Source organism: Microbacterium sp. TNHR37B, assembly GCF_001620065.1.
Taxonomy (GTDB): domain Bacteria; phylum Actinomycetota; class Actinomycetes; order Actinomycetales; family Microbacteriaceae; genus Microbacterium.
On the sequence record NZ_LQGV01000001.1, the window covers coordinates 839001 to 853298 of the forward strand.

Genomic DNA, 14298 nt, shown 5'->3' on the forward strand with positions numbered 1-14298 from the left:
GATCTTTACATCACGGACGCACAATTATCAGCGCGAGGAGGGCCAGGGCGAGCAGAATGCACCCGACGGTCACCGCCCGAACGTCCCAGCCGGACCAGGCGACCGCATCGGATTCCGGGGCGGATTCCTTCGCCGCCTCCAGGAGCTGCACGGCTTGGCTCGGCCCGGTCTCGCGTCCCCGCAGTCCGGGCCGGGCGGCGAACGGCGCGCCCCAGCAGTCCCGCCGCGAACCATCGGCGAGTTCGATCCTGATCTGGGGTTTCTCGACGATCGCTCGCACCTGCCGCCACGGGATGCGGTGCACGCGCAGCAGGTTGACGACCACGACATGATCCGGTTCGATCCGGATGCTCGAGTGGTAGAGCAGCACCCAGAATCCCCAGACGACGAGAGCCACGACGGCGGACCAGCGGAGGAGGAACTCGGAGCTGCCGCGCAGCGCCGCGTCACCCATGAGAAGGACCACCAGTCCGACGACCGCCCAGAACGCCACGAGCGACGAGGTCGCGCGCAGCACCGTCGGACGCGACGAGCGCGCCCCGGGTCGATCGGTCACTGGGCGAACTCGAAGCCCGCGCCCGGGATGGCCGCGAGCAGTTCCCGCGTGTAGGGGTCCTGCGACTTGTCGAACACCTCGTCGGTCGTCGCCGACTCCACCAGGCGACCGGCCCGCATGACGCAGACGTTGTCGGCCACCAGACGCACCACCGCGAGGTCGTGCGTGATGAACAGGTAGGTGAGGTCGAGCTCGGACTGCAACTCGGTCAGGAGTGTCAGGATCTGCCCCTGCACGAGAACGTCGAGCGCCGAGACAGCCTCGTCGAGCACGAGGACCTCGGGCTTGAGGGCGAGGGCGCGAGCGATCGCGACGCGTTGCCGCTGACCTCCCGACAGTTCGCTGGGGTAGCGGTCGCGAGCGGCGGCGGGGAGTGCCACCTGATCGAGTAGCTCCCGCACCCGGGCGCGCTGACTCGCGCGGTCACCGACTCCGTGCACGCGCAGGGGCTCGGAGATCGTGTCCCCCACGTTGTACTGCGGGTCCAGCGTGCCGTACGGGTCCTGGAACACCGGCTGCACGCGGCGGCGGAAGGCGAGCATCTCTCGCTTGCCGAGACGCTCCTGCTTCTTGCCGTCGAAGAGGATCGAGCCGCTCGTGGGCTGCTCGAGCTGCAGGATCATCCGCGCGAGCGTCGACTTCCCCGATCCGGACTCGCCCACCACCGCGGTCGTCGTGCCCTTGGCAACCGAGAAGCTCACGTCGTCGACGGCGACGACGTCCTTCGTGCGCAGACCGCCGGTGCGGACCTTGTACACCTTGCGGGCACTCACGACCTCGATGAGGTTCTGGGGCCCGGTCGTCGCGGCGGACTCCGCTTCGGCTTCGCGGACCTGCGCGCGCTCGAGGAACTCCTCGCCGGCACCGAAGACGTCGACCTCGTCGTGGTGACGGACGGCCTGGATCCGGCGCGAGGCGAGGCTCGGGGCGGCAGAGACGAGTCGCTGCGTGTAGGGGTGCTGCGGCGCCGCGAGGATCTCCTGGGACGGGCCCGACTCGACCACGCGGCCCCGGTACATCACGACCAGGTGCTCGGCGCGCTCGGCGGCAAGGCCCAGGTCGTGCGTGATGAAGAGGACGGTCGTGCCGAACTCCTCCGTGAGCTCCCCCAAGTGGTCGAGGATCTGCCGCTGCACCGTGACGTCGAGCGCCGAGGTCGGCTCGTCGGCGATCAGCAGCTGCGGGCGTGCAGCGAGACCGATGCCGATGAGGGCGCGCTGGCGCATTCCTCCCGAGAACTGGTGCGGGTACTGCCGCATCCGCTCGGAGGCGTTGGGGAGCCCGGCCTCGTTGAGCACCTCGATCGCGCGGTCCTTGACGGCACGACGCCCTCGCACCGAACCATTGTTGCGGACCGCTTCTTCCACCTGGTAGCCGACCGTGAGGACCGGGTTGAGGTTCGACATCGGGTCCTGCGGCACATAGCCGATCTGAGATCCTCGCACGTGCCGCAGTTCGCGCGGCGAGAGAGTGGCCAGATCACGGCCGCCGAACATGATCGACCCCTGCGTCACCTCTCCCGAGCCGGGAAGAAGACGAATGATCGCTTGTGCCGTGGTCGACTTCCCCGATCCCGACTCCCCGACGATCGCCACCGATTGGCGCGGATAGATCGTGAGGTCGACGCCTCGGACGGCCGGAACCACGCCCGACTTCGTCGTGAAGCTGACGTGCAGGTCACGGATCTCGAGCAGCGGCGACGCGCTCGAGGCGCTCGCGTGGGTTTCGCTCATCGGCGCGCACGCTCCTTCGGATCGAGGGCATCCCGGACGACATCACCCAGCATGAGGAAGGCCAGCACCGTCAGAGAGAGCGCCGCGGCGGGGTAGATCATCGTCATCGGGTTGGTGAGGATCGAGACACGGGCCTGCCCGATGTCGTTGCCCCACGACATGACGCTCGGCGGGAAGCCGAGACCCAGGAACGACAGGGTGGCCTCGGCGACGATGTAGGTGCCGAGCGAGACCGTCGCGACTGCGATCGCGGGTGCGACCGCGTTGGGGAGCACGTGGCGCACGAGGATGCGGAAGCGCGAGACACCGACGGCGATCGAGGCGATGACATAGTCGGACTGCTTGGCGCTGAGGACCGCGCCCCGCATGACCCTGGCGATCTGCGGCCAGGCGAACACCGCGATCACGACAGCGACAAGAAGCGCGTTGCGATCGGGGAACACCGACATCAGCACGATCGCGCCGAGGATCGTCGGGATGGCGAAGAACACGTCACCGATGCGGGAGAGGATGGCGTCGAGCCAGCCGCCGTAGTACCCGGCGATCGCGCCCACGACTCCGCCGAAGATCGTGACGATGAGGGTCGCGAGCACGCCCACGAGGACCGACGCCTGCGCGCCGTGCACGACGCGCGAGTAGACGTCGCATCCCTGCCGCGTGAACCCGAACGGGTGGCCGGGCTGCGGGCCGCCGTCGCCGTTGGCGAGGAAGCACTGCGAGCTGGGCGGGAACGGCGCGAAGAAGCCGGGGAAGATCGCGACGAGAAGGATCAGGACGATCAGGACGGACGACACCCAGAAGAGCGGACGACGCCGCATCAGCTCCCAAGCGTCCCGCCAGACGGTGCGGGGCTTCGAGTCGACGTCGACGGCATCGATCGGAGCGATGGGCGTCTCGTCGAGCGGCGCGACGACGTGCTTCTGCGGGGCGGGACGGTGATCACTTGGCATAGCGGATCCTCGGGTCGAGCCAGGCGTAGAGGAGATCGACCAGGAGGTTCGCCATCATGATGACGACGACCATGATCGCGACGAAAGAGACGACCGTCGGCCCCTCACCGATGATGATCGCGCGGTAGATCGTTCCGCCGACGCCGTTGATGTTGAAGATGCCCTCGGTGACGATCGCGCCGACCATCAGCGCGCCGAGGTCGACGCCGAGGAAGGTCACGACGGGCACGAGGGAGTTGCGGAGCACGTGGACCGTGACGACGCGCGGACGGCTGAGGCCCTTCGCGGTCGCGGTGCGGACGTAGTCGGCGGAGAGGTTCTCGGCGACGCTCGACCGGGTCAGGCGCACGATGTAGGCGAACGACACCGAGGCCAGCACGATGGCCGGGAGGACCAGCTCGTTCCAGGGGGCGGCGGGGCTCACGGTGGGACGCGCCCACCCCAGCTGCACACCGACGACGAGCTGCAGGACGAAGCCGATGACGAACGTCGGCACCGAGATGAGCAGGAGGCTGATCACGAGCACGCTGGCGTCGAAGATCTTGCCCTTGCGCAGTCCCGCGATGAGCCCGATGACGATCCCGAACACCGCCTCGATGGCCAGAGCCAGCACGGCGAGGCGAGCGGTGATCGGGAACGCACGCGCCATCACGTCGGCGACGGGCTGGCCGGAGAAGGTCGTCCCCCAGTTGCCCTGCAGAAGGTCTCCGATGTACAGGAAGTACTGCACGAGCAGGGGCTGGTCGAGGTTGTACTGCGCGCGGATGGCGTCGATCGCGGCCTGAGACGGCTGACGATCGCCGAACAGTGCGGCGATGGGGTCCCCGGGGAGGGAGAACACCATGAAGTAAATGAGGAAGGTCGCCCCGAAGAAGACGGGGATCAGCTGCAACAGCCGTCGACCGATGAACCACAGCATCGACGATTCCTACTCTCGGCGGTTCTCGGCGGACAGGGACTCAAAGAGCATATGCCCTCTCATGACGCAACCGGTGCCCGGGGTGTCGCGCACCCCGGGCACCGGTTCACGCCATCAGTGAGGGGTCAGCCCTTCGTGATGTCGTGGTAGAGCGGGACGGAGTCCCATCCGAAGACGACGTTCTGCACGCCCTCGGCCCACACGCCCACGGCGTTCTGGTACCAGAGCGGAACGCTCGGGAGGTCCTTCATCAGGATCTCCTGCGCCTCCTTGTAGAACGCCGTCGACTCCTCCAGGGAGCCGGCCGCGGTGGCCTCGGCGAGCTTGGCGTCGAAGTCCTTGCTCGAGTAGCCCTCGTAGTTGGAGCTTCCGCCGGTCGAGTACTGCGCCGAGAGGAAGTTGTACTGCGACGGGTAGTCCGCCTGCCACCCGGCGCGGGTCGCGCCCTCCAGCGTGCCGGTGACCCGCTTGTCGAGCGCGGCGGCGAAGGTCGGGAAGGGCAGGCCCTCCGCCTTGACGCCGAGCGTGTTCGAGATCGAGTTGGCGACGGCATCGACCCAGGCCTGATGGGGCCCGTCGGAGTTGTACGCGATCGTGAACGTGCCCTCGTACGGGGAGATGGCGTCCGCCTGGGCCCAGAGCTTCTTGGCCTCTTCGGGGTTGTAGGCGAGCACCTCGGCGCCGGCCAGGTCGTCGGTCCAGCCGTCCACGACCGGCGACGTGAAGTCGGTGGCCGGGGTGCGGGTACCCAGGAAGATCTTGTCCGTGATCTCCGCGCGGTTGATCGACATCGAGATGGCGGCGCGACGGAGCTTGCCCTCTTCGTCGTTGGCGAAGTGGTCGAGGTAGAACGGGATGTTGAAGCCCTGGTAGATCGCGGCGGGCTGGTTGACGCTCCGGTCCGGGAAGTCCGTCTCGAACGAGGCGAACGAGGTGTCGGGAACGGCGTCGAGGACGTCGAGGTTCCCCGTGCGCGCGTCGGCGTACGCGGCGTCGAGCGACGTGTAGAACACGATGTTCAGGCCGGCGTTCTTGACCTCGCGGACACCCTTATAGTCCTCGTTCTTGACGAGGTTGATGCCCTCGTCGTGGCGCCAGGCGCCCTCACCCTCGAGCTTGTAGGGACCGTTGCCGATGGGGTTCTCGCCGAAGGCCTCCATGTCCTCGAACGCGACCGAGGGAAGCGGCATGTAGGCGGTGTAACCCAGGCGCAGCGGCCAGTCGGCCTCGGCCTGCTTGAGCTTGACCGTGAACGTGCTGTCGTCGACGACGGCGAAGCCGGTGGGCTCCCCCTTGCCGTCTTCGGTCACGCCCTCGACGTTGGTGTACCAGTACGCACCGGCCGGGTCCTTGGCGGCGGCGGTCCAGGTGTCGACGAACGTCTTCGCCGTGATGGCCTCGCCGTTGGTGAAGGTCCAGCCGTCCTTGACCTTGACGGTCCAGGTGATGTTGTCATCGCTCTCGATGGAGTCGGCGACCTCGTTCACCGGCTCACCATTGGCGGTGTAGCTCACCAGACCCGCGTAGATCGACGTCAGGATCTTGCCACCGCCGACCTCGGTCGTGCCGAAGGTGATGAGCGGGGCCTGCGGCTCGTTACCGTTCGTGGTGATGATCGCGTCGCTGGCACCCGCGCTCGGCGACGTGCCCGGGTCGGTGGCGCTCGGAGAGCAACCGACGAGGGTCAGCGACACCACGGATGCGAGCGCGAGGCCGGCAAGGCCCCAACGTCGTCTCGACATTATTCCTCCATGTGCAGTCGAACGTGCCGCAGTCGTGCGTGATGACCGGGCGAAGGGCCCGGGCTGCGGTCACGTGAATGAATCGACCATAAACGGCGCCGTCGCCACGGACCGCGTCCGACGGCAAACCGTTACAAGGCGGCAACAATCCCGGCCCTTCGATTGTGCAGATCCCCCACGTCTGAGCGCGGGAGCGAGGGGATCTGCACAATTTCAACGGACCGCGATGATCACATCGGAGGCGGCGCGGGGCTCGGTGCGTACGGGATCACTCGGCCTTGACCTTTCACACCCCTGCTCGGATCCATCCTGGGCCTTACATGTGACGGCGAGATGATACGGTTCCCTTCGTATCGCCGGTTCCGGCGGTGGAGGAAGGAGTCACGGTGAGCAACGACACCGTTCTGATGTACGCGAGCACCGAATCGGCCGATATGCGGCACGTGATCCCTCACGAGGTGCACGACCCGTTCCTCTACATCGAGACGGATGGTGAGCGGTACACGGCGATCAAGTCGCTGGAGGCCGCGCGCATGCGCGACGTGCAGGGAATGACGGTCTTCCCGCTGGAGGAACTGGGCTACGACGATCTGCGCGCCGCGGGTCAGGACCCCGACACGGCCGAGCTCAACGCCCTCGTCGAGGCGTGCCGCCGGACGGGCGTCACGAGCGCCGCCGTGCCGCCGACGTTCCCGCTCGAGGTCGCCGACCATCTGCGTGAGCACGGGATCGCGCTCCACGTGGACCGGGAGCTGTTCGTGATGCGACGCAGGGTCAAGACCCCCGAGGAGCTGGCCGGGATCCGACGGGCCCAGGTGGCCGCCGAGGCCGGCGTCTCCTTCGTGGCGGCGTCCCTCGATCGTGCCGAGATCGGTAGCGACGGCGGCCTGCTCCTGGACGGCGAGCCTCTCACCTGCGAGTGGCTCAAGGAGGGCATCCGTGCGGCATATCTGCGCAACGGCTGCGAAGACGCCGGCATGATCGTCGCCCACGGGGCACAGACCTGCATCGGCCACCACGCCGGTTCGGGTCAGATCTTCGCCGGCGAGCCGGTGACGGTGGACATCTGCCCGCGTGATGTGATCTCGGGCGGCAACTCCGACATGACTCGCACCTTCGTCAAGGGCGAGATCAACGAGGAGCTCGCGTTCTACTACCGCATCGTGAAGGAGTCGTTCGACGCGACGCTCGCCGCCATCCGCCCGGGTCTTCCGGTGGCCGAACTCCACCGCATCTCCTGCGAGCCGATCGAGCGGGCGGGGCAGCCCACGCAGTTGTCCAAGAAGCCGGGCGAAGTGCTCGACGAGGGCTACTTCCACAGCCTCGGGCACGGAATCGGCCTCGAAGTCCACGAGGCGCCCAGCCTCAACCAGAACGACGCCGTCCTCGTGGTGGGGGACGTCATCGCGATCGAGCCCGGCTGCTACCGCCAGGGCTTCGGCGGCGTGCGGCTGGAGGACATCGTGCGGGTCACCGAAGACGGCTACGAGCTGATCACCGACTACCCGTACGAGCTGACTCCGGTCTCCCTCCCGCGGGGCGCGTGATGCCGACCGGTGTCATCGGTCGGGATGCGCGCATCCAGGCACGCGCAGACCAGATCGTCGCCGACTGGCAGGCCCTGTGCCGCATCCCGACGGTGGCGGGCGATCTCGCCGCGATCGGAGAGGCGGCCGACTGGCTGGAGATGCGGCTGCGGCCGCTCATGGACCGGGTGGATCGCTATGAGATCCCCGGATACGGCCCCGTCGTCGTGGGCTTCCGGTCCGGCCGCAGCGATCGCACGCTGCTCCTCTACAACCATTACGACGTTCAGCCGGCAGGCGACCCCGCGCGCTGGACCTCGGGGCCCTTCGATGCGGAGATCCGGGACGGCGCGATGTACGCCCGCGGCGCCTGCGACGACAAGGCCGATGCGGCCGGGCGGCTGATCTCGCTGGAGCTGTGGATCGACGAACACGGCGGCGATCTGCCGTACTCCGTCATCTATCTCGCCGATCCGTGCGAAGAGATCGGGAGTCCCGGGCTGGCCGACGTGCTGGCCGCCCACGCCACGGACCTTCGGGCGGACGCGTGCCTGTGGGAGAGCTATCTGCGGGAGGAGAGCGGGCGCCCCGCGATCGGCTTCGGGTGCCGCGGTGCCCTGGAGATCGAGCTGCGCCTGGACCTCCTGGCGGCCCACCAGCATCCGTCGTACGCGTCGGTCCTCCGTTCGGCTCCGCTGGAGATGATGAGCGCGATTGCCTCGCTGCAGACGCCCGACCAGCGCATCGCTGTGGAAGGCTTCGCCGACGGGGCGCTCCGGCCGGACGCCGACGCGCGGCGTCGGACCCAGGACATCGCGGTGCCGGGCGACTCGATCGCCCGCCCCGGTGTCGACCCGCACCCCCGCGTGGCGGAGGACGAGCTGCGCACCCGCTTCATCTACGAGCCGTCGATGAGCCTCTCCGGCTTCGATCTCGACGACGCGGTCCGCCAGAGCATTCCGGCCTCCTGCACCGCGCGCGTGCGGTTCAGCCTCGTCCCCGGGATGGTGCCGCGGACGGCGCTGGCCGCCGTCACGCGACACCTGCAGGCGCGGGTTCCGGAGATGCAAGTGTCGCTGATCCGCGAGATGGAGCCCGCCTACTCCCCCGTCGACTCCGCTTTCGGCGTCGCGGTCCAGCGCGCCGCGCGGCGCGCCTTCGGGGACGAGCCGGTCGTCTACGACGTCATGACCGGCGCGGGACCGGGAGCGATCTTCCTCGAGCACCTCGGCGCGCCGATCATCTCTCCCACGGGAACCCTCCGCCCCGAAGGCAACATGCACGGATACGACGAGCACGGCTACGTCGAGGACTACCTCCAGCACGTGCAGTTCACGCTCGATGTGCTCCGCGAGCTCGACGCGGCCGGCTTCGCAGACGGGGACGCGCGACCGTGAGCGCCGCCACGAGCCCCCGTTCCGGCGAGGAGACGCCCGACGAGACTCCGGGCCTCCGCCAGATCCTCGAGCCGGACCGCGAACCCCTCGACCTCGATGACGTGGACCGGCAGCTCCTGCAGCACCTGCACGAGGACGCGCGACAGCCGATCCGCACCCTCGCCGCCGAGGTGGGGATGTCGGCCCCCGCCGTCGCGGAACGGATCGCACGGCTCGAGCGTGGCCACGTGATCCGGCGTCGGACGATCGAGCTCGACTGGGCGGCGCTCGGCTATCCACTGCTCGTGGTCATGCCCATCAAGCTGACGGCGTCGGCCGACGCGCTCGACGTCATCACCGAGCTCCGCAGGATCCCCTCGCTCACCGAGGTGCTCGTCCTCGCGTCGCGCTACGACCTCATGGCGCGTTTTCGCGTGCGCGACCACGCTGACCTCCAGCGCCTCCTGATCGAACACATCTGGACCATCCCGGGGATCGAGGACTCCGAGGCGATGATCTCGATCGGTCGGCTGGCCGACCAGAGTCCGCTCCGGCACGTCCTCGCGCTCGACGACGCGTCGTCGAGTTCCCCCACCCCGACCCGAAGGCGACGTTCCTGATGCGCATCGACGACTCCTGGCGAACCCTCGCCTCCCCTGACTTCTCCCTCTTCGCCGACATCGACGAGCACCGGAAGATCATGATGATGGGGGCTGACCCGTTCGCCCCGGATCCCTGCATCCCCTCCCACGTGATCGAGGCCACCAAACGCGCGCTCGACGAGGGCAAGACCCACTACTCCCTCGCCAACGGATACGCCGAGCCCCGCCTGCGGGATGCGTTGGTGGCGAAGCTCCGCGACTTCAACGGGATGGAGGTGGACCCGGACACCGAGCTCATGGTCTGCCCGAGCTCCGCCTTCGGGCTCTACCTCGCGATCCGCATCTGCGTGCGCCCCAACCAGGGCGACGAGGTACTGACGACCGGCCCGGGCTTCAGCGAGAACTTCAACGACGTGCACCAGATCGGCGCCGTGAACGTCGAGGTCCCGACCTCCGCCGACGACGACTTCGAACTGGACATCGACGAGGTGCGCGCCCGGATCACGGACCGCACCCGCTGCATCGTCATCACGAACCCCAACAACCCGACCGGCACGGTGTACCGCCGGGAGACCCTCGAGGCTCTCGCGGCGCTGGCCGAGGAGTTCGACCTCGGCGTCGTGGTCGATCAGGACTTCGAACGCCAGGTCTACGACGACCGCGAGTACGTCACCTTCGCGACCCTCCCCGGGATGCGGGAGCGGACGATCACCGTGTTCGGAACGTCGAAGGATCTGGGACTCACCGGGTTCCGCGTGGGCTACATCGTCGCCCCCGCCGAGATCATGCCGATCCTCAAGACCGCGACGTTCAACTACGTCGGCCCCACCAATACCTTCGCCCAGTACGGCGTCGCCGCCGCGTACGAGGACCCCGCCTACACGGACGAGTGGTTCGCCCGCTATGACTCCCGCCGCCGCCACGTGTTCGACGCGCTGCAGGGCATTCCCGGCGTGATCTGCCGCATGCCCCAGGGCGGTTTCTACCACTGGGTCGACGTCCGCGCCCTCGGCACCTCCGTCGAGGTCGTCCGCCATCTCGTGACGACCCAGGCTCTCGGCGTCTCCCCCGGCAGTTGGTTCGCTCAGGCCGGGGAGGGCTACATTCGAGTGATGTACGGCACCAACGGTGACGACGCCGTCTTCGAAGAAGGCGTGCGACGGCTCGCCGCGGGCCTGCGCGACCTGGCCGCGCATCGGGGCATCGCCGGATAGGACGACGCGGGAGGGGTGACAGGCGCATGAGCGAGAGCACCATCCGCGTCCCCTCGGCCCGACTCTGGTGGGAGATCTCGCTCGTCCTCGCGCTGTCGGTCGGACGCTCCGCGCTTTACTCCGTCCTCTCGCTGGTGCAGGCGCTGACGCGGGAACAGTCGCTCGGTGAGCAGTCGACGTCGCTGAACCCGGGCGCCAACGCCCAGGACTTCTGGGACGTGCTCTATCAGTTCCTCGGGCAGTTCTTCGCGCTCGCTCCGATCGCCCTGGCGATCTACTTCCTGTGGGAGCCGGGACGCTCCGCGTTCCGGCGCATCGGCCTCGACTTCCGGCGCTTCGGCCGCGACCTCGGCGGCGGAGTGCTCCTCGTCGCCGTCATCGGGGTTCCCGGCCTCGGGCTCTACGCCGCCGGGCGGGCGATGGGGATCACCCTGCAGGTGGACGCGTCCCCGCTCGACCCGTCGTGGTGGACGATCCCCCTGCTCCTGCTCGCCGCGGTCCGCGCGGGTCTCACGGAAGAGGTCGTCTTCATCGGCTACCTGTTCGATCGCCTCCGCCGGCTCGGCTGGAGCACCTGGACGATCATCCTGTCCACCGCGGCGCTGCGCGGCGCGTACCACGCCTACCAGGGGTTCGGCGCGATCGTCGGCAACCTCGCGATGGGCATCGTCTTCGGATGGGTCTACCAGCGGTGGGGCCGCGTGATGCCCCTCGTCATCGCGCACACGCTCATCGACGTGATCGCCTTCATCGGCTACCCCCTGGCGTCCGCCTGGTGGCCCGGACTCTTCTGACCCGAGTCCGAACCACTCCACTCAGGCGAAGGCCTCGATCGGCGGGCACGCGCAGACGAGGTTGCGGTCGCCGTAGGCATTGTCGATACGGCGCACCGGCGGCCAGTACTTCGTCCGGATCAGGCTCCGGAAGGGATACACCGCCTCCTCCCGGCTGTACGCGTGGCGCCACTCCCCGGCGATGACCGATTCGGCCGTGTGGGGCGCACCGACGAGCGGATTGTCGTCGGCCGGCCACTCCCCCGCTTGGACACGACGGGCTTCGGCATGGATGGCGATCATCGCCTCCACGAACCGGTCGAGCTCACCGAGGTCTTCAGACTCGGTCGGCTCCACCATGAGGGTCCCCGCCACCGGGAACGACATCGTCGGGGCGTGGAATCCATAGTCGATGAGGCGTTTGGCCACGTCGTCGACGGTGATGCCGGTCTCCTCCTTGAGGGGACGGAGATCGAGGATGCACTCGTGCGCGACGAGGTCGCCCTCACCCGCGTACAGGACCGGGAAATGGTCCTTCAGCCGGTGCGCGACGTAGTTGGCCGCCAAGACCGCCGCTCCGGTCGCCTGCCGCAGCCCGGCCGTCCCCATCATGCGCACGTAGGCCCAGGAGATCGGGAGGATCGAGGCCGACCCGTAGGGCGCCGCCGAGATCGGCCCGCCGTCGAAGACGAAACCTCCCGCGTGCTCGGCGCGCTGCGCCAGCGGGTGCGACGGCAGATACGGAGCGAGGTGCGCCTTGGCCGCGACGGGGCCGACGCCCGGTCCCCCACCACCGTGCGGGATCGCGAACGTCTTGTGGAGGTTGAGGTGGGAGACGTCGCCGCCCAGATCGCCGAAGCGCGCGAATCCCAGAAGCGCGTTGAGGTTCGCCCCGTCGACATAGACCTGACCTCCCGCCGCATGCACGGCGGAGGTGATCTCCACGACGTCCTGTTCGTACACGCCGTGCGTGGACGGATACGTGATCATGAGCGCGGCGAGCGTCTCGGCATGCGCCGCGATCTTCTCGCGGAGGTCGGCGAGGTCGACGTTGCCCGCCTCGTCGCACGCCACGACGACCACGCGCATCCCCGCCAGGACCGCGGAGGCGGCGTTCGTCCCGTGGGCGGACGACGGGATCAAGCAGACCGTGCGTTCCGTGTCGCCGTTCGCGTGGTGATAGCCGCGGATCGCGAGGAGCCCCGCCAGCTCCCCCTGCGAGCCGGCGTTCGGCTGCAGCGACACCGCGTCGTAGCCGGTCACCTCCGCCAGCCACGACTCGAGCTGCTCGATCATCACGAGGTACCCCGCGACGTCGTCGGCCGGGGCGAACGGATGCACCCGCGCGAACTCGGGCCAGGACACGGCAGCCATCTCGGTGGCGGCGTTGAGCTTCATCGTGCAGGAGCCGAGCGGGATCATTCCACGATCCAGCGCGTAATCGCGATCTGCGAGCTGCGCGAGGTAGCGCATCATGGCCGTCTCGGACCGGTGGACGTGGAAGACGGGGTGGGTCAGGTACTCGTCCTCGCGCACGAGGCCCGCCGGGATGTGCGAAGCGGCACCCGAGCCCGCGACGAACGCGAAGGCGCGCTGCGAGGGTCCGCCGAACACGTGCGCGATCGCATGGAGGTCGGCGACCGTCGTGGTCTCGTCGAGCGAGATGCCGACCGAGTCGCTGTCGCGGAACCAGAGCTGGAACCCGCGTTCGCGCGCCGCGTCCAGCACCTCTGCCGCGCGACCGGGAACCCGCACGACCAGGGTGTCGAAGTAGTGCTCGTGGAGCACGTCGTTCCCCGCCTCGACGAGCCATTCCCGGAGCATCGCGGCGTCGGTGGCGATCTTCGCCGCGATCGCCCGCAACCCATCGGGGCCGTGGTAGACGGCATACATCGATGCCATCACCGCGAGGAGCACCTGTGCCGTGCAGATGTTGCTGGTGGCCTTCTCGCGCCGGATGTGCTGCTCCCGCGTCTGCAGCGACAGGCGATAGGCGGGGTGACCCGCCGCGTCCTGGCTCACGCCGACGAGACGGCCCGGGAGCTGCCGCTCGAGCCCGGACCGCACGGCCATGTACCCCGCGTGGGGACCGCCGAAGCCCATCGGCACGCCGAACCGCTGCGTCGTCCCGACCGCAATATCGGCCCCGAGCGACCCGGGCGATCGCAGCAGGGTGAGAGCGAGGAGATCCGCGGCGACGACCGCCAGCGCGCCGTTCGCCTGCGCGGCCGCGATGACCTCGGAAGGATCCCATACCCGCCCGCTCGCACCCGGGTACTGCACGAACACGCCGAACACGTCGAGGTCTTCGGGAAGCTCGCCGACGGCGAAAGCCACCTCGCGGATCTCGATGCCCAGGGCGGCCGCGCGGTGCGCGATCAGTGCCTTGGTCTGCGGGAAGGCATCGGCATCGACGAGGAAGGTCGACGAACGGCTCCGTGAGGCGCGCCGGGCCACGAGCATGCCCTCCACGACCGCCGTCGACTCATCGAGCATCGACGCATTCGCCGTCTGCAGTCCGGTCAGGTCGGTGACCATCGTCTGGAAGTTGATGAGCGCCTCGAGACGACCCTGCGAGATCTCCGGCTGATAGGGGGTGTAGGCCGTGTACCAGGACGGGTTCTCGAGAACGTTCCGAGAGATCACCGACGGCGTGACGGTGTCGTAGTAGCCGAGCCCGATCATCGACCTGGCCGGGCGGTTCAGTGCCGCCAGGTCACGCAGCTCCGCCAGGGTCTCCGCCTCACTCGCCGCCGCCGGGATGACGGAATCTGCCACCGGCTCCGCGTGGATCGACGAGGGAACCGCGCGGTGCACCAGCGCGTCGACCGACTCGTATCCGAGCGCGGCGAGCATCTGCCCCTGCGCGTCGGGCCCCGTTCCGATGTGACGACGGACGAAGGGGAC

The 14298-nt window shown here is 68.6% G+C and carries 11 protein-coding genes; 5 read left to right on the forward strand and 6 right to left on the reverse strand.

What is annotated here, in order from left to right:
- Nucleotides 1-10 precede the first annotated feature (10 nt).
- The 5 genes from AVP41_RS04135 to AVP41_RS04155 form a co-directional block, all read right to left on the reverse strand.
- Complete coding sequence (locus AVP41_RS04135) at nt 11-556, reverse strand: PH domain-containing protein (RefSeq protein WP_067161114.1); 546 nt, start codon at nt 554-556, stop codon at nt 11-13.
- Nucleotides 553-2289: a dipeptide ABC transporter ATP-binding protein gene (locus AVP41_RS04140; protein WP_067161116.1), complete on the reverse strand. Its 1737-nt coding sequence runs from the start codon at nt 2287-2289 to the stop codon at nt 553-555. Before AVP41_RS04140 ends, AVP41_RS04135 begins: the two co-directional genes overlap by 4 nt.
- Nucleotides 2286-3239: an ABC transporter permease gene (locus AVP41_RS04145; RefSeq protein ID WP_067161118.1), complete on the reverse strand. Its 954-nt coding sequence runs from the start codon at nt 3237-3239 to the stop codon at nt 2286-2288. Before AVP41_RS04145 ends, AVP41_RS04140 begins: the two co-directional genes overlap by 4 nt.
- On the reverse strand, nt 3229-4158 hold the full coding sequence (locus tag AVP41_RS04150; protein ID WP_067161119.1) for an ABC transporter permease: 930 nt from the start codon (nt 4156-4158) through the stop codon (nt 3229-3231). The genes AVP41_RS04145 and AVP41_RS04150 overlap by 11 nt, the downstream gene beginning before the upstream one ends.
- 125 nt (nt 4159-4283) lie before the next feature.
- Nucleotides 4284-5900, reverse strand: coding sequence for a peptide ABC transporter substrate-binding protein (locus AVP41_RS04155; RefSeq protein ID WP_067161120.1), 1617 nt, complete (start codon nt 5898-5900; stop codon nt 4284-4286).
- Nucleotides 5901-6286: 386 nt separating this feature from the next.
- On the opposite strand from AVP41_RS04155, the gene AVP41_RS04160 reads away from it, so the two are divergent.
- Genes AVP41_RS04160 through AVP41_RS04180 form a run of 5 tightly spaced genes read left to right on the forward strand, consistent with a single transcriptional unit; the run spans nt 6287 to nt 11412 of the window.
- Nucleotides 6287-7447 carry a M24 family metallopeptidase gene (locus AVP41_RS04160; RefSeq protein WP_157532379.1) on the forward strand — a complete coding sequence of 387 codons (1161 nt, stop codon included), beginning with the start codon at nt 6287-6289 and terminating at the stop codon, nt 7445-7447.
- A complete protein-coding gene (locus AVP41_RS04165) occupies nt 7447-8823 on the forward strand; it encodes a M20/M25/M40 family metallo-hydrolase (RefSeq protein ID WP_067161126.1) in 1377 nt (458 codons plus the stop codon). The genes AVP41_RS04160 and AVP41_RS04165 overlap by 1 nt, the downstream gene beginning before the upstream one ends.
- Nucleotides 8820-9422 (forward strand): Lrp/AsnC family transcriptional regulator, encoded by a 603-nt coding sequence (locus AVP41_RS04170; protein WP_067161128.1) that lies wholly within the window; start codon nt 8820-8822, stop codon nt 9420-9422. Before AVP41_RS04165 ends, AVP41_RS04170 begins: the two co-directional genes overlap by 4 nt.
- The gene (locus tag AVP41_RS04175) at nt 9422-10618 is read left to right on the forward strand and encodes a pyridoxal phosphate-dependent aminotransferase (RefSeq protein ID WP_067161131.1); all 1197 of its coding nucleotides are present in this window, start codon (nt 9422-9424) and stop codon (nt 10616-10618) included. Before AVP41_RS04170 ends, AVP41_RS04175 begins: the two co-directional genes overlap by 1 nt.
- 26 nt (nt 10619-10644) lie before the next feature.
- Complete coding sequence (locus tag AVP41_RS04180; protein ID WP_067161134.1) at nt 10645-11412, forward strand: CPBP family intramembrane glutamic endopeptidase; 768 nt, start codon at nt 10645-10647, stop codon at nt 11410-11412.
- Nucleotides 11413-11433: 21 nt separating this feature from the next.
- On the opposite strand, the gene gcvP is transcribed toward AVP41_RS04180, so the two are convergent.
- Nucleotides 11434-14247, reverse strand: a complete 2814-nt coding sequence (gene gcvP / locus AVP41_RS04185) for an aminomethyl-transferring glycine dehydrogenase (RefSeq protein ID WP_231902699.1) — start codon at nt 14245-14247, stop codon at nt 11434-11436.
- Nucleotides 14248-14298 lie beyond the last annotated feature (51 nt).